At 61.1% G+C, this 16864-nt stretch carries 11 protein-coding genes and 1 pseudogene; 4 read left to right on the forward strand and 8 right to left on the reverse strand.

All coding sequences use genetic code 11. The annotated features are described in order from the left end of the window. Positions 1-283: 283 nt before the first annotated feature. The 5 genes from NDK18_RS13545 to NDK18_RS13565 form a co-directional block, all read right to left on the reverse strand. Positions 284-580, reverse strand: coding sequence for a hypothetical protein (locus NDK18_RS13545; protein WP_250628049.1), 297 nt, complete (start codon positions 578-580; stop codon positions 284-286). Between the two features lie 4 nt (positions 581-584). Further along, positions 585-2159, reverse strand: coding sequence for a recombinase family protein (locus NDK18_RS13550; RefSeq protein WP_250628050.1), 1575 nt, complete (start codon positions 2157-2159; stop codon positions 585-587). Positions 2160-2737: 578 nt separating this feature from the next. Next, entirely contained in the window at positions 2738-3652 is a 915-nt protein-coding gene (locus NDK18_RS13555) for an AbiTii domain-containing protein (protein ID WP_250628051.1), read from the reverse strand. 431 nt (positions 3653-4083) lie between these two features. Further along, the gene (locus NDK18_RS13560) at positions 4084-6039 is read right to left on the reverse strand and encodes a UvrD-helicase domain-containing protein (RefSeq protein WP_250628052.1); all 1956 of its coding nucleotides are present in this window, start codon (positions 6037-6039) and stop codon (positions 4084-4086) included. After that, on the reverse strand, positions 6036-8363 hold the full coding sequence (locus NDK18_RS13565; protein WP_250628053.1) for an ATP-dependent nuclease: 2328 nt from the start codon (positions 8361-8363) through the stop codon (positions 6036-6038). Before NDK18_RS13565 ends, NDK18_RS13560 begins: the two co-directional genes overlap by 4 nt. Positions 8364-8550: 187 nt before the next feature. Between NDK18_RS13565 and radC the strand changes: the two are divergent. From radC to NDK18_RS13580, 3 genes and pseudogenes are all read left to right on the forward strand, one after another. Next, positions 8551-8964, forward strand: a pseudogene (gene radC, locus NDK18_RS13570) (RadC family protein); the annotation flags it as partial. 451 nt (positions 8965-9415) lie between these two features. After that, positions 9416-11104 (forward strand): arginine--tRNA ligase, encoded by a 1689-nt coding sequence (argS, locus tag NDK18_RS13575; RefSeq protein ID WP_250628054.1) that lies wholly within the window; start codon positions 9416-9418, stop codon positions 11102-11104. After that, a complete protein-coding gene (locus tag NDK18_RS13580; protein WP_250625940.1) occupies positions 11104-11841 on the forward strand; it encodes an SPOR domain-containing protein in 738 nt (245 codons plus the stop codon). The genes argS and NDK18_RS13580 overlap by 1 nt, the downstream gene beginning before the upstream one ends. 4 nt (positions 11842-11845) lie before the next feature. Here NDK18_RS13580 and NDK18_RS13585 read toward each other — a convergent pair whose 3' ends face one another. Both NDK18_RS13585 and speA read right to left on the reverse strand, forming a co-directional pair. Beyond that, positions 11846-12715 carry an NAD(P)-dependent oxidoreductase gene (locus tag NDK18_RS13585; RefSeq protein WP_250628055.1) on the reverse strand — a complete coding sequence of 290 codons (870 nt, stop codon included), beginning with the start codon at positions 12713-12715 and terminating at the stop codon, positions 11846-11848. Next, positions 12712-14595, reverse strand: a complete 1884-nt coding sequence (speA, locus tag NDK18_RS13590; RefSeq protein ID WP_250628056.1) for a biosynthetic arginine decarboxylase — start codon at positions 14593-14595, stop codon at positions 12712-12714. Before speA ends, NDK18_RS13585 begins: the two co-directional genes overlap by 4 nt. Positions 14596-14881: 286 nt before the next feature. Between speA and speE the strand changes: the two genes are divergently transcribed. Continuing rightward, positions 14882-15733: a polyamine aminopropyltransferase gene (gene speE / locus NDK18_RS13595; RefSeq protein WP_250625943.1), complete on the forward strand. Its 852-nt coding sequence runs from the start codon at positions 14882-14884 to the stop codon at positions 15731-15733. 4 nt (positions 15734-15737) lie between these two features. Here speE and NDK18_RS13600 read toward each other — a convergent pair whose 3' ends face one another. After that, positions 15738-16745, reverse strand: a complete 1008-nt coding sequence (locus NDK18_RS13600; RefSeq protein WP_250625944.1) for a hypothetical protein — start codon at positions 16743-16745, stop codon at positions 15738-15740. Between the last annotated feature and the right edge of the window lie 119 nt (positions 16746-16864).

Below are 16864 nucleotides of genomic sequence, written 5' to 3' on the forward strand. Positions count from 1 at the left end.
CCTTCGATTTCGCTCCACAATTGACTGAATCTAACTGAATGCTTGATCCGGCTGTTGTCCGTTTTAACGCCAGCGCCGACGCAGGAAATAGATCCGAAAGAATGCTGATGCCGCAAGGCAGACCAGCACGCACGCCCAGGCTGGGGGGGCTTGCCCGATGATGGCCCACAAAGGGCTGTGCGCATGCGCACCGATAAATACTAGGGCAGAGAACCCTACCGTACTGATGAGCCATGAAATGTCGGCCTTGGCTCTGGTCAAAGGGTCGAGTGCCATCTGTGAGTTAACCGCCACCCGGCTGATGCACGGCCGACAACAACCCGCCTCGGCGGGGCTGTAAGAAGGCATCGACCTCCCGGGTCAGTGCTTCAAGAGCCAGTTCCCAGACCGCTGGGGTTGCACGCTCTGCACTACGAAGGGCGACCTCAAGACCAATAGCCGCATTCCCGACCTTCGATTCGGCTTCCGACCAGGCGCCGTCGCCGACTAGCTGACAGCGAAACCGTGCCTCGTCGAAATCCCTGACCCTGACGGCTTCCACCAAGGCAACGGTGTCGAGGAGAAGAACCTTGTGATCCACGATTTCACCCTCCTTCAAGCTTGACCCGTCGTCGCGCATTAGCTCGCGTGAAGGGAGTTCGTCCGAGGCGAAACGCCGGCAAGGGAATGTCGCCACTTCGCACCCGCTCAATTAACCCAATCGCCTGGCTGAGATCGTCGGAACGGAAGAGGTCGGTAGCCACATTGTTTCGGTCGCCTAGAACCACCATGCGCTCGGTCATCGCCGTCGTCGGCAACAAGTAGTAGTCGACTATCTTCTGGCCGTTCAAGGTCATCCGGAAAACCAAGCAAAGGTCAGCGGTCGGTGGCGGATGAAACGCCAATCGCCACCGTCGCCCGTAAGGCGCCTTCGATATCGCTCGGCTGAGTTTGACTGACAGGCCCCACGTATTGTCCACCCGGAGCGTTAAATCATCGTCGACCATCTCGACGGTGTGGCCCGCCTGCTCCAACGCCCCGCGCACATCGTCGATATACCTTCCCCGCGCACTACCCAACTGGCGATTAATATCCTGATAGTAAAAGTCCCGGCATGGCGGCAATCCTGCGAGTTCATACGCTCGAAGCAGAGTGCCAAACCGGGTTTGAATCACCCAGGAGCTGGGAACGCCGGGGGTTCTGTTGATGAGTCGGGCCGAGAGCCTTCCGGTCCGGGCAAACAGCTCGCGAAGCGGTTGAAGAAAGCTCTCGTCGTCCGCCCGGGTTACCCGAGCCTTGAGGATAGCTTGCGCTGCGTCGTAGAGCTTCTTTCGCACGACCGGCGGAAATCTGCTGGATCGTTCTATCCACACCTGCTTAGGATTTCTCCGCATGGGCGTGCGAAAACCCACGGTCACCCGGTTGTAAACGGCCTTACCGATGTAGACCGGATTGTCGAGCATGTGACGAATCGCGTGAGTGGTCCAACGCCGCCCATTCGCGCCGGCAATGCCGGCTGCGTTGAGGCGAGCACAAAGGTGTCCCTCTCGCCCATTGTCCCTGACAAACTCTCGGAAAATGCGCCGAACCACTTTCAGTTCGAAGGCTGGCCCAGGAGCCAGTTCGACGTGATCGGACCCGAAACTCTTGTGCTCCCCGTTCGCCAAAACACTACGCACGTTGCCCTGGTCATCGACTGCGACCCGTCGCATGCCATACACCGGAGGTCCCCCTACGTGGTAACCCTGTGCGGCCATCCGACTCAACGTTGACAAGACACGCCTTGAAAGCTCCCGGCTAAACTCACCTGCCATGACACGCTTCATGTTTTTGAGCATGGCTGACATAGGGCTTCCGTCGTTCTCAAACGGCTCGGCGGTATAGACGACCCGCACGCCGGCGAGTAAGCAAAGAAACTCGTAATGGGCGGGCTCGTCCGTGTTCTGAAACCGACCCCATCGGCTGACGTCGAGGACGAGCAAAACACCAAAGGCCTGGGTTCCGTTTTTCACCGCCTCCAAGACTGACTGAAGTGCCGGCCTTCCCCTCAAATCCAGTCCGCTCTTGCCTTCGTCGGCATAGGCTTCGACGACCATAAGCTGGTTCTTGACGGCGTACGCAGCTAGCGCCTGAATCTGATTGCCGAGACTGTAGCGCTGATGATCCGTTGACACGCGCATATACACCGCCGCACGCCTTTCACGGGGGTGTTGGTCCGATACTTCTGGTTGCCAACCGCGCATAGGGCCAGCGTCATGCGGAAAGGGGCTTCTGAGCCTACACCCGCTCGGAGGCGAGCACACTCACATTTCTTCCTATCCTTGCAGTGACGAACACACTGGACCCTTAAGTGACAAGCACCTTTGAACGCGATGAGTCTCAGCACGATGAATCAAATCTACGACGAATACGATAGACCTGGCCATTAAATTCTTGGAGAATTTCTTGGTTGCCGAGCAATTGGCAACCGGATTCACATTCTAGGAGAGGATTTCAGAATGTCGTTGGCGGCTTAGTCTGTTTTCTCAGGCGATGGTGCATCGACATCGGGTGGCGCAACTCTTCGACTTGTGGCAGAGCTATGATCATCTTTGCGTCAGCAGTGATGGTTGGCGCAAGGCCCTCAGGTCCTGCTAGGGCGGACAAATGTGCGTAGTTCAGGGTGAAAGTTATGTGCCCGACTGTGGCGTGCAAAACACAGTTTTCGTTGACGAAATGAACCGCGCTGTTTGTTCGCCCGATCCGTTAATACGTCCAATTAGGTCCCGTAGTAGGCCTTCAGTGCGGTATAGAGCGTGGTTAGTCCGCTCGTAGTGGCCGCTCGCCAAGCCTCCGTTCCGGCTTTCCCAACCATGATTCGTATCCACTCCCGTACAAGGGGGCCAAACTCTGTCTTTCCGCGGTCTGATCGATCGTCGTCGAGTTCGACCGCGCGCCGCAAATCGTCTACGTCACTCTTGGCTATTCCGCAATCCTCCAGCGCTCTCTTTAGCGTGACAAAGTTACGGCACGACACAGAGCACGAGATTGAATGTTGCGTTTTTCGATCACCAATGAGAATGGTGGCGTTATCACCTACAACTATTCCCTTGCAAAGATCCTTTACTAGGCGATTCGAAGTTCTCTCGGCATCTTCGGGAGTTCTGGCTAGTTTTACGTCGTCTAGAATCCCAATGATGAATCTTAGTAGCTTCGACCGTATGTCAGCTCTCACCTGGAGGATGGCTCCAGCGACGGGGATCCCCCATGCCCGCTCAATCTGGCATTCTCCGCGATAGGACGTTGTGGCAATCTCCTGGCACTGTTCCGGTCTCAATACTGTTCGCAACCCAGGCCCGTTGCGCTCCTTCACTATCCAGTCCTCGACAACGCTTATGCTTTCGGTCGCCACACGTGTGGTTATCGCAATTCTCGTTTCTTCGCTAAGCCCAGATAGGCAAAGCTGCTCGTTTGGATACCGCCGACCGTGCTCGACTACATCACCGTACACGGATAGTGCGATCCTCCTGTAGGAGGGTGGTGACGCGTCCCCGTACCCGGTGAGTTCCGCGTCGACCCAAGATTCCATCGCCTTGTTTTCTACCTTATGGGCGACTACGTGAGCGAGGATGAGGGCATCTTCAAGACCTCGAGGATTCCTTAGCGCCGCGATCACATCTTCTACCGTTAGCATCCATGCGCTCCTTCATCATCAATTCCAGTGATAGCTTGATCCTACAGCTCGCCCTTTGTCGGGTAATGAATCAAGACGCTGCGATTGAGAGCCGACAGAAGCTTTGTTTTATACGGCCCGTCGCGACAGCTAGCGTCCCATCTACCACTCCGATCGTTACATCAGCGCCGGCGCGTCATTTCGTAGGCGCTTTCCGGGAGCTTGTGAAGTCGATGAACCTACGGAGCCATCGGCTTATAGAGTGATGGATGACGCGGCTTGATCACTAGCAGACGGGCGCGGCAGCGTCGGGTGGCGGCATGGCCAGAGTAATTCCATCGGCGTGGATGGATCCCCGTCACCCCTGACGAACAGCACCGGGGGTTGGGTCGCGGACCGGGTGCTCTCCATGAGTCAATACTTAGTCGCTAGTTCAGGGACGCATGTCAGCGCTATGCTGCGTCGAAAACATCCTGAGTATGGATGGCTTGGCCCTCGAAGAGATTTAGTTGGCGAACATGCGCCTGGGCAGCGACAGGATCGGCTGTGAAAAGCACGACAGCCAAATCCTTCAACGCCCTTGTGCAGCTAACATAGAAAAGGCGACGCGTCCGATCCACGGTAGTCTCTTCACCCGCATCGATGTGTCTGCGATCATTATCCGAGAGCTCCCTAAGCCCTAAATACTTATCGTAGGAAAACTGAAAATGGGTGCTTTCGGCGTCATCGAGAACGACTAGCACTCTTGCAAATTCGGCGCCTTTGATCCCCTGCTGAGTCCAAAAGGGTGATCGTTCCGAGATATAGGTTTGGTACGCTAGAAGTTGACTTGCGGGACAAGCCAGGAAGGCGTCCATTGAAGCCAGCTCCTTGTCCGCCTCATCGTCTTCCTCCTCGTCATCATCTGCCGAGTCTTCACCGGCGACGGGCTGATCAACGAGCGCGGCTGCCTCAGGCTCGAGATAGGACACGAGCCTAGGATCGAAGATCAGCAGCCCAGACGAGTGGGCCAACTTCAGAATCTCGCCGATGGTCGCGCCGGAGTTACCCGCGATTGCGGCCGAGACTTGAGCGACAGACTCCCCCATCTTTCGCAGCCGTGTGGAAACGTCGACGCCGACCAGCGAGTCCTTCTCTAGCAAGGGCGAATATCTCCGGAGGAGTTGCATCACTTCGAACTCGCGGCCCGAAGCGGCTGCCACCGCGACTGGAATCAGAAATCCAACACACGGTGAAATTGGCCACGCGGTTCCGTCCAAGAAGCCGTTCTTGAATACTTCAGGCGCTTTGGTGTTTAGCGCCGCATAGAGGTCTCCGAAACCCAATCTCTTCGCAGCCATCTGGTGGACAATAACGAGTAGCTTTACCCGGTCTTGGTCATCCACACCGTGCCGCCAGGCCTCGTCATCCGTCTGTGCGGCCATCCAGTCGCGAACTCGGATTAGGTTGGCGTCTCGCGTATTGTTAGCTGGAAGAATGAAAAGATGCGCAGTACCTTCGGGCGTTGGGATGACACCGTCCGGGCCCAGCCGTGTGCCAGCGACCTGGACAAGGTCGTCCCCATCGCGACGAATGGCATTTGCCAGGTTCAGAACTTTGGTCGAGCAGCGAAAATTCTCCGGCTTCGGAATGTCCGCCCAGGCGGGCTCGGGCTCGACTAGTCCCGAACCCGTCGCGTAGATGCGCTGCATGGGGTCACCGAAGAAACCGAGGCAAAGCGTTGCGCTTGGTTCCTGTTCAACGGTCTTTAGAGCTTCAATGACTTCGGCCGTCGTGTCTTGGCTTTCATCCACGAAAACGAAAGGGAACTGCCGGGCCAGAAGGGTTCGAAAGAGGGGCCGCTCAGCGATAAGGAAGGGTACGAGTTTTAGGATGTCATCGTGACCCAAAACACCTTTCGGGTAGTCGCTGCCCGTGCCGTAGCGAAATCCTTTGACCCCAGATATCAGCCCTAAATGGCGGGTAAAGCGATCCAGATCACGAGCATCTTTGTCCTTCGTCCGCTGCTGGACGCGGGGACCATAGTTCGCGCGCTTCTCTTCGAGCGCCGCTGTTTTTTCAGCGATCCGCGTCGAAACCCAAGCGCGAATGTCATTTTGAAAAGGCTTGGCGAGCATCCACATAAAGCTGTGAATCGTGGAGACATGGACAAGCGGGTCGTTTCCGACATCTCTCCAAATCTCCCCGGCGGCAACCTCTGTGTACGTGATGCAAGCGACCCGTTGCCGCGATTTTCTCAATCGTTCTCCGTGGAGCTGTATGACCGACGAAAGCCCCTTAATGAGAGACGTCGTCTTACCAGAACCGGCCCCGGCTTTCATGATAAAGCTACGAGGAGGGGTTTCACTGACACAGGTCCGCAGATCGATGTCAGCCTGAGTGTCCGGCTTATTTGCCCGGCTGCTCACGCCCTTGCCTCCACAGCAATGTCTTCCGCGTCAAGGGCAGCTTGAGGGAGGGAGGGCTCCAGCTCGATCCTAACCTCTTCCTTCAACCAAATGAGCCCGTCGCGAATGTACGCAGGCACGTGCCACGAACCCGTTTCCTCCGTTAGGACAGCAAGAGCGAATTTGGTCTTATCGAAACTCTTACGCGACACCTTCTCATGAAGCCCCTTGGCCAGAGCCGCTGGATCGGCAACGGCGCCTTTTACGACTAGCCCCAGTTGCTTCCGTTCTGGAGCTTGCGACCATTCAGGGTTTTCGAGGCCGAAGTCTTCCTCTAACGTTCGGCCGCATAGAATCTCGGTGGCTCCGTTCCACGTGACGGCGCGCTCAGTTTGGTAAGCCACGCGGACCTTTGCACCGTCATCGAGGTCGTGGGTTTTGTCGGCCTGGGAAGCCTCGCGGAGCTCCCCAATCGTCAGCTTTCCTGGGAGCCACTTAATTAGCGTCTGGTTTGACGTTGCGGCTCCAGGTTCGCTTGGCAAACAGGCCTTCCCGTATTTCTTTCTGACGGGCGTTGGGTGTTGTCCATCTGCGACTACGCCCAGCGCCTCGCCACCCCGCTCCTCTTGAGCCGCGCCCTCGCCCTCAGCACCCTCGGCCGGAACGTCGAATTCCTCGACTTCGTCGCCTTCCTCTGCATCAGCCCCAGCCGGAGCAGCCACGAGGGCAACACTGTCGATATCGGTGATTATCAAGGTCGTCAAGCCGAGGAACTCGATAAGCGACCGGAATCGGTGTCCAAAGGCACCACCAACCTCAAGAATGCAGAGACAGGCCGAGCGGAGGGTTCTTGCTACCTGCTGGATCATTACCGGCAGGAGAAGGCGCTCGACGTTGCCTTCGACAAGGATGGCAGCGTCCGAGAAGAACAGATCACAATGGGTGAGCTTCAGGTATCTCTCGAGAAAATCTCGATCGTCAGGTTGAGCTTGATAGAAGGCCGAGAGATTTAGGACTGTCGTCAGCTGTTCCGAACCGTCCTTCTTGCGCCGGAAAAACCGGATCGGTTTGAAGCCGCGCTCGTAGAGAATGTGTGGCGAATGGGTTGTGATGACCATCTGGCTGGCAAAAATGCTGCCGTCATCCCCTTCAATTTTCAGGAGGTCCAGAACATTGCGGATAAAAACCTGTTGGAGCTGGGCGTGTAAGTGGGCCTCTGGCTCTTCAACGAAGATTAGATGCAGCGGTGGGCGATTATCCATCGTCGCCCATCTGGCCTGGGCATCCAGTATTTCCACGACCATGTAGATGAGGTTTTTGAACCCAAGACCATTGTAGGTGTCGGGCAAAGTGGCAGCACCGTCGTCACCCCCGATTTGGTAATGAACTCGGGCGTCCTGGCTCATGACATGAGCCGGATCCAGCGCTGACATGATCTTCAGCTGAGGGTTGTTGACGCCGGGGTAACCGAGCTCGGCGAGCCGATTGAGCATCGGCTTGAAAACGCCGTCCAAGTGAACGTTCAACGCTTGCTCGGAATCGAAGAGCGCCTTCAGGGCTACGTGGTCGTCCTGCCTCTGCTTGAGGTTTCGCTTATAGAAGCGGCTCAGTCGCTTGGACAAATCCTCAGACCTACCGCCTCCTGCTTCAGCGCTGGGGTCGGATAGGTGCCTCTGTGCGCCAAGGTTATCGATCTGAATGAGAGACTTCAGTATTGTCCCGCCGCCCGGCTCTCCCTCCAACTGGTCGGGAACGTAGTCACCAATCTCCCGGAAACTGTCGTCGAAACGCGCACGGTCTAGGATAAAGTAGCGAAGGTCGTATTCGTTCTTCAACTCCCGCTGAAGGTAATCCGTAAGAGATCGTGGCCAAGGCACATATTGAGACCCAGGCGGCAGTTCGGCGGCCTGTTCTGCGCCCCTTGTCTTGGCAGTCTGGTAATTCCGGACAACATCCAAGGCGCTCCGAGCCGTTAGAGAAACTCGTATGCCAACCTTTGTGCCTTCCCACGCAGTGCTCGGTAGCAGGGGAATGACGAGGTAGAGGTCGGGCGCGGCCACCTCGAACCAGAGGTCAAGATCAATGCTTGGCAGTGCAAAATCGTCTTGTATCGGCGCGGCCAAATCGGTGTCGCCCGCGTCATCGAAGACCTTCCAAGATGAGGCGCTAAAGTCATATAGGCTAAAGCGGTCTTTCCCACCGGAGATGAACGAGTGGACAGCCTGAGTCGCCGAAGTCTTCCCGCTGTTATTCGATCCCACGAATATCGAGATGTCGTCTGCTAGCTCGATATGCGCGTCTTTTAGGCGCCGAAAATTCCGCACGCGGTACGAATGAAGATGCACGCAAGCCCCCCAGCTTTTGTTGTATCTGAAAATCTATGACTACCTACGCGGGAAGTCGACGGATGCGTCGCCGTCTTTCCATCGCGGCTATCGCAGGGGCTTCACTCCGCGCGCTGCAAAAAACCAACGATCATCATCAGATCACATTGGGTTGTGTAGGGCCACCCCATCGACTAGCCGTTTTTTGATCGCCCGGCGGGTAATTGATGGAGGCGTGATGGACCGAACGCCGCTGCGGGACCCGAAAGCCAGCGCCATCTTCCTGAAGTCGCGGCTGGTCCACCTGCCCTACGAAGTGTTTGCCTGCCTGTTCCTGGACAGTCGCCACCGCGTGCTGGCCTTCGAGGAACTGTTCCGTGGCACCGTGGATGCCGCCTCGGTCTACCCCCGCGAAGTGGTCCGGGCGTGCCTGGCGCATAACGCCTCGGCGGTGATTCTTGCCCATAACCACCCGTCGGGCGTGGCCGACCCCAGCCAGGCGGACGTGGCCATCACCCGGGCATTGAGCCGGGCCCTGGAACTGGTGGAGGTTAGGGTCCTCGATCACCTGGTAATCGGTGACGGCGAGCCGGTGTCGATGGCCCAGCGCGGCCTGGTCTAGGCCCGGTCCAAAAAAACGGCGCGGTTGCCGCACCGCGCCGTGGGTGCCGTCATCGTGAGGGGAGAATCCGATGAGTCGGCGGTGTCCTTGGCAGGGGAGGTGCGTCGGACAAAGCAATTGTGCGGGCAACCGATGACATCGCCATGACGGCGGGCTTTCTACCCCGTGGCGAATGCCCTTTTGCAAGTTATGCACAAAGTCGATTTCCCGAGGTTGGCGGACTTATTTCGAGCCAGGCCACATCATAAGCTTGCAACTTATTGATTTTTCACGACCGGTTGTGTGACGTTCGCATTTCCTTGCGGCGCTGCGGCAAGACATGACATCCGGCGCGTTTCTTGCCCACAGAGTTATCCACAGGCAGGAGCCGTTTCGAAAAAGGCTTTCGTGGCCGGGCTTTGGCGACACGGTCTGCTAGGATTGCCGGTTCCCCCAGCTACCAGCGCCCGCCGTGAAAGACCAGCTTCGGAACCTCGTGCTCAAGGCCATCGACAGCCTGACTTCGGCAGGCTTCCTGCCCGCCGACGCCACCGTGCCAGCCTTCGTGGTCGAGCGCACCCGAAGCCGGGAGCATGGTGATTTTGCGACCAATGTGGCCATGTTGCTTACAAAAGCAGCAGGCCGGAAGCCGCGCGAGGTGGCCGAGACGCTGGTTGCCGCCCTGCCCAAAGGCGGGTTGATCGACCGCGTGGAGATCGCCGGGCCCGGCTTCATCAACTTTTTCCTGGGCCGGGATGCCTACAAGAACCTCCTTTCGGAGGTTTTTACCCAGGGCAATGATTTTGGCCGCAACACCACAGGCCAGGGCCGGATGGTGGGCGTGGAGTACGTCTCGGCCAATCCCACCGGCCCTTTGCATGTAGGCCACGGCCGCAACGCCGTGCTGGGCGACTGCCTGGCGCGCCTGCTCGGCGCCACCGGCCACGACGTGCGCCGCGAGTTCTACTACAACGATGCCGGCGTGCAGATCCAAAACCTGGCCATTTCCGTACAGGCGCGAGCCCGGGGCATCGAGCCGGGCGCCGACGGCTGGCCGGAAGCCGGCTACCGCGGTGACTACATCGCCGACGTCGCCCGGGCCTACCTGTCCGGCGAATCGGTTCAGGCCGACGGCCGCACCGTCACCGGCGCGAAGGACGTGGAGAACCTCGATGCTATCCGCGAGTTCGCGGTGGCCGCCCTGCGCCACGAGCAAGATCTGGATCTTGCAGCCTTCGGCGTCGAAATGGACGTGTACTTCCTGGAATCGTCGCTCTACTCCGGCGGCAAGGTGGAAGAAACCGTCCGCGAGCTGGTCAAGCACGGCCATACCTACGAAGAAGGCGGCGCCCTTTGGCTGCGCAGCACCGACTACGGTGACGACAAGGACCGCGTGATGCGCAAGTCCGACGGCACCTATACCTATTTCGTGCCGGACGTGGCGTACCACCTGAGCAAGTGGCAGCGCGGCTACCAGGACGCGGTGACCGTGCTCGGCTCGGACCACCACGGCACCCTGATGCGCGTGAAGGCCGGCCTGCAGGCGCTGGACCAGGGCATCCCCAAGGATTACCCGCACTACGTGCTGTACCAGATGATCACGGTGATGCGCGGCGGCGAGGAGGTGAAGATCTCCAAGCGCGCCGGTTCCTACCTTACCTTGCGCGACCTGATCGACGAGGCGGGGCGCGACGCCACGCGTTATTTCCTGATCGCGCGGAAATCGGACTCCCAGCTGGTGTTCGACATCGACCTTGCGCGTTCGCAGAGCAACGACAACCCGGTGTATTACATCCAGTACGCGCACGCCCGGGTGTGCCGCGTCCTGGAAGAACTGGGCGAACGCGGCTTCACCTATGACCGCGAAGCCGGCATGGCGGCGTTCGGCGAGCTCCAAAGCGAACACGAAACCGCCGTGATGGTGGAACTGGCCCGCTACCCCGAGGTGGTGGAAACCGCAGCCACGAATCTTGAACCGCACCTAGTTGCGCAATATTTGCGCGAGCTCGCCGGCGCGCTGCACAGCTATTATCACGAGCACAAGTGGATCGTTGACGACACGGGCCTTCGCAACGCCCGCGTTACGCTGGCGCTGGCCACGCGGCAGGTCCTTCGCAACGGGCTTGACCTGCTGGGCATCAGCGCACCGGAGAAAATGTAATGGCAGCACGCAAGACCAAGGGCCGCGGCAAGCAGGCCGTACGCAACAGCAGCGGCGGCATGCCCGGCTGGGGCTGGGCGATCATCGGCATCCTGGCCGGTGCCGTGCTGATGGCCGTGGTGCTGAAGGGCTCTTTCCTGCCACTGCAGCGGCCCAACGGCCCCGCGCCCAACCCGCAGGCTACGGCGCAGAGGGCCTCCGATCCTGGCGTGGCCGAATCCGCACCGGAAGCGGACAAGCCGAAGAAGCCCACCTACGACTTCTATTCCGTGCTATCGGAAAAAGAAGTACGTATTCCCGATGCGGAGATCAGCGCGCAGGCCCAGGCCGAAGCCAAGGCCCGCCAGCAGGCGGCCGCGCAGCAGCAGGCCCAGCAGAAGGCGGCCGCGGCCCAGCAACAGGCGGGCACCGCCCCGCCGCCGCCTGCCAACCTGCCTGCCGTGAAGACGGAAACCGTCGCCGCCGTGCCGGCTGCCCCGGCTCCGCCGCCGACATCTTCCAGCGGCGGTTACCTGCTGCAGGTGGGTGCGTTCCCCAGCGCAAGCGATGCGGAATCGCTCAAAGCCAAGCTCGCCCTGCAGGGTTTCGTCGCCAACGTGCAGACGGTGAAGGTGGGCGGGCAGAACTACAACCGCGTGCGCCTGGGGCCGTTCAAGTCCGCCACGGAACTGGAATCGACCAAGCAGCGTCTGCAGCAGGCGGGCATCAATGCCATCGCCCTGAAGGAAGGCAGCTAAGGCTTCAGGCCTTGCGTTCGCCCCGCTTGATCCGGATCAGCCCGGAAATATCGTCGTCGCCGTAACCTTCGCTCATCAACTGGGCGAAGTCGGCAAGCGACTTCTCGATGATGGAACGATCGGTGCCCGCGTCTACCGCCACGCCGCGCACGATGCCAAGATCCTTGTGCAACAGGGCCAGCTTGAAGCCGACGGAGAACTCGTTGCGCAGCATGGTGGCGCCGCGCTTCTCGAGGAACCAGTTGCCGGCCGCGCCGGCACCGAGCGTGGGCAATAAAGCTTCCGCGTCCAGTCCCAGTGCTTCGCCCAGCGCCAGCCCTTCGGTCACGGCCTGCGCGATGCCGGCCACGATCACCTGGTTCACCGCCTTGGTCGACTGACCGGCACCGACGCCGCCCATGTGGGTCACCTTCGCCGCATACGCTTCGAGCACCGGCCGTGCTTTTTCCAGTGCCGCCGCGTCGCCGCCGACCATCACGGACAACTTGCCGTTGCGCGCGCCTTCCACGCCGCCGGATACCGGCGCATCCAGGAAGGCAATGCCTTTTTCCGCCAGCATCTGTGCCGCGCGCTGCGCGGTGGCGGGCGCGACGGTGGAGTGGTCGACCACCACCGATCCTTCGCGCAGGTGCGGCAGCAGCGCCGCGACGTTGTCCAGCACGTCCTGGTCGGCCGTGACGCACAGCGCTACCACGTCGCTCATGGAGGCGATGGCCTCGATCGACGGCGCGTCCACGCCAAGTTCGCCGGCGAGGTCGTAGGCCTTTTGCTGCGTACGGTTTCCCACTGCCACCAGCAGGCCCTTGCCGTGCAGGTGACGCGCCATCGACGCGCCCATGGCGCCCAGGCCGATGAAAGAAGCACGCAGGGTCATGAGCGGATGTCCTCGGCAAGATAGGTGTAACCGGTAAGGCCGGCGTTGAGTTCGTCGAAAAGGCCAGGATCGGTGACCCCGGCGGCGGCCAGGCGGTCGCGATAGGCCTGGCGCAATGCCGACAGGTCGTAGCCGACGTAGTCGAGCATCAGGTCGGTGGTGTCGCCATGGCGCACGTGGGCGAATTCGAAGCCGTCGGCGCCGGCGCGCACGTTCACGGCATCGGTATCGCCGAACAGGTTGTGGATGTCCCCTAAGGTTTCCTGGTACGCGCCCACCATGAAGATGCCCAGGCAATACGATTCGCCATCGCGCAGGCTGTGCAGCGGAAGGCTCACATCCACGCCCTCGGCATCGACGTAGTTGTCGATGCGGCCGTCCGAATCGCAGGTGAGGTCGGCGATCACGCCGCGGCGCGTGGGTTCTTCATCCAGGCGCGCCAGCGGCACGATGGGGAATATCTGGTCGATCGCCCAGACGTCGGGAATGGATTCAAACACCGAGAAATTCACGAAGTACTTGTCGACGAGTTTTTCGTCCAGTTCGTCCAGCGCCTGGCGGTGCGCACGCTCGGTGGGCAGCAGGCGCGGACGCACGGCGCTGGCGATGGCGTAATACATGTCGTCCAGCTGCGCGCGGTCGCGTAGGCCCAGGTGGCCTTCGGCATACAGCGAAAGGCCTTCGGCGTGGTGATGCTGGGCTTCGTGGAACAATTCCAGCGGCGGGCGCTGGCCGAGCTCGGCCCAGGTTTCACGCAGGTGGCGCAGCACCGCCGGCTCACCCTCGCGAGGGTCGGCCACCATGCCCGTCGGCACGGCTTCAACTTCAGTGACGTTCACCACCATCACCGCGTGATGCGCCGTCATGGCGCGGCCACTTTCGGTAACGATGCGCGGCGCGGGCAGCCCCAGGCGCTCCACGGCTTCGGCCAGCGGGGTGACGATGCTGTCGGCGTATTGCTCGATGTTGTAGTTCATCGAGTTGTAGCTGCGCGAACGCGTGCCGTCGTAGTCCACGCCCAGGCCGCCACCCACGTCGACGATGTCGATCGGCGCGCCGGCCGCGCGCAGCTCCACGAAGTAACGCACTGCCTCGCGCATGCCGGCGGAGATGTCACGCACGTTGGAGATCTGCGAGCCCATGTGGAAATGCTGCAGCCGCAGGGTATGGGTGAGGCCTTCGGCGTCCAGGCGTTCGATCAGCTCCAGCACCTGGCCGGGCGAAAGCCCGAACTTGCCCTTGTCGCCACCGGTGTTCTGCCATTTGCCGGCCCCGATCGAGGCCAGGCGCACGCGCACGCCCAGGAGGGGCTCCACGCCCAGGGACTTCGACTCCGCCAGCACGTGCTCGAGCTCGGAAAGCTTCTCGATCACGATATGGATGGAAAGCCCAAGTTTGCGGCCGATCAGGGCCAGGCGGATGTATTCGCGGTCCTTGTAGCCGTTGCAGACCACCAGGCTCCCCGGGCGTGCCATCGCAAGCACCGCCATCAGCTCAGGCTTGGAACCGGCCTCCAGGCCGAAGCCGTGTTCGCCCGCGGCCACCAGCTCGCTCACCACGCCGCGCTGCTGGTTCACCTTGATCGGGTAGACGGCCGTATAGGCGGCTGGATAGTTCGTGCTGGCGATGGCCTTGCCGAAAGCCGCCTGCAGGCGGGCCAGGCGATCGGCCAGGATGTCCGGGAAGCGGATCAACAGCGGCAGGCGCAGGCCTTGGGCGCGCGCGGCGTCCACGATGGCCGGCAGGTCCAGCTTCGGGCCGCCGGGACCATGCGGCTGCATGACCAGGTGCCCGGCACGGTCTACGTCGACGTAGCCGTCGCTCCAGTACGGCACGGCGTAGGTCTGCCGCGCGCGGTCGATGTCCCAGGAAGTAGCCATCGGCCCTCTCTCCTCGTCGTTATCGGATTCCCGGCGTGCCTTGGGCCGGAAATTTATAGCGTCGCAGCGGCGAGCCTAGACGAAACATGCCTGGCGACCGGGAGCCTCGCACGCCGCGGGGCCGTCCAGGATGCACCCAGGCTGCAGGCCCGGGCCGCCTATTGTAACGACGCAGGATGACAACGGAATGGGACTACTGGCCTGGTTAAGCCGATTTCGACAGGCAGCAGGGGCTTCATTAGCCGCTACAATGGGCGTTTTCCCCCTCCTGCCCCGGGATCGCGTCATGTCGCAGCTCAGCTGGTTCACCGAAGCCCACCAGGCCTCCGGTTCCTCCATCGGTTTTCGTGTCGAGCGCCTGCTTCATGCAGAAAAGACGCCCTTCCAGACGATCGAGATCTACCAGACCACCGACTGGGGCAACCTGATGGTGATCGATGGCTGCGTGATGCTCACCAGCCGCGACAACTTCCTGTACCACGAAATGATGACCCACCCGGCGCTATTCACCCACGCCCGCGCCAAGCGCGTGGTGATCATCGGTGGTGGCGACTGCGGCACCCTGCGTGAAGTGCTCAAGCACGAGGAAGTGGAATCGGCGGTACAGGTAGAGATCGACGAGCGCGTCACCCGCCTGGCCGAGGAATATTTCCCGGAGTTGTGCGACAGCAACAACGACCCGCGCGCGCAGCTCCTGTTCATCGACGGCATCAAGTACATGGCCGAGGCCGAGCCTGAATCGCTCGACCTGATCATCGTTGACTCCACCGACCCTGTCGGCCCGGCCGAGGGCCTGTTCAACGCGTCCTTCTATACGACCTGCTACAAGGCGCTGCGCCACGGCGGCATCCTGGTCCAGCAGTCCGAATCGCCGTTGGCGCATATCGAGCTGATCAAGGCCATGCGCTCGGCCATGCGCACCTCGGGCTTCGGCGCCGTGCGTACCCTGCCCTTCCCGCAGCCGTGCTACCCCACCGGCTGGTGGAGCTGCACCATGGCCCGCAAGGGCGCGGACCTGGGCGGTTTCCGCGAGCGCGGCGCGATCTCGAAGAACTTCGCCACGAAGTACTACAACGCCGAAACCCACAAGGGCGCGCTGGCCCAGCCGGAATTCATGCGCGAAGCGCTGGGGGACTAACCCTTCAGCTTTTCGGACGCGCCGGCTGGTAACCCGCCGGCGCCTCGGCCGGAATGCCATAGGCGTTGAGGGCGGCCAGTATCACGCTCATCTCGGTGCCGCCATTGCGCGCCAGCATCAATAGCTTCTGCGCCACCGGCTTCTCACCCTGCGCCCGCACATTGAGCTGGGCGAAGTTCTGCATCTGCCACACCAGGTTCACCCTGGCCCGGCGGGCATCGACCTGCTGGGCGTCATCGGGCGACAGTACCTCGCGCAGATGCAGGCCCAGCGACCGCCCCAGCGGGCTCGAACCCCACTCCAGTACCTTGCTTAAGGCCAGGCAGTCGTTGCGGATGCCTTCGTCGTCCTTGTGCGATTCGCAATATCGCGCCGTGGCCGGGAAAGCCGGCAACGGCTGGGTGGCGCCCAGACCATAGACGATGGTCAGCTGCACGCCGGCACTGCCGGCCGCGGACAGCGGGTCGTAGGTTTCCGGCGGCGGCGGCAGCTGGCTTACCGTACGGGCCAGCGCCTGCAGGCTGCTGCCGAGGTAGTCGTCGTAGGTTTTTGCCTGCGCAGCGCGGGTGAGGTCGTCCCGAACGTCGGCATCCTTGGCGGCGGCAAGATCGCGGCCCAGCGCCAGCATCCACACCGCGGCGTTGTCCGGCGCCTGCTGCTTCAGGCTGGCCATGGCATCGGCATTCGGGCAGGTGCCCGCCTTGCCATCGCAATCGGCCAGCTGGGCCCAGGTCACCGAGGGGCCTGCGCCATCACCGCGGGCGGCCCGCTCCAGCAAGGTGTGATAGGTCAGGGTTTCAGGCGGCCGGACCAGCGGCCGGGCCAGCAGGGCAGCGCCCAGCAGCGGCTGGGCCTCGGTGCGCAGGGCCAGCACGCTGGCCAGGTCTTCCTGGAATTTAAGCAGTGCGGCCTGGCGATCCTTCGGCGCAGGCGGCTTCGCCGCGGTGGCGGCCAGGGGCAGCGCCGCGGTGGCAAAGGCAAGGGCCAGGGCAAGGGGGCGCAGTCCGCGCATGGCTCAACTCCAGGGGCAAAACCGCAAGGATACGGGTCATTTCTGAACGGTGGGCCCAGCGGGGTATCGCATATGTGAAGAAAACCCTTGCTACTATCGGGTTTCGCTCCAGGCGATGT

Source organism: Pinirhizobacter soli (assembly GCF_015905305.1).
Lineage (GTDB): Bacteria > Pseudomonadota > Gammaproteobacteria > Xanthomonadales > Rhodanobacteraceae > Pinirhizobacter > Pinirhizobacter soli.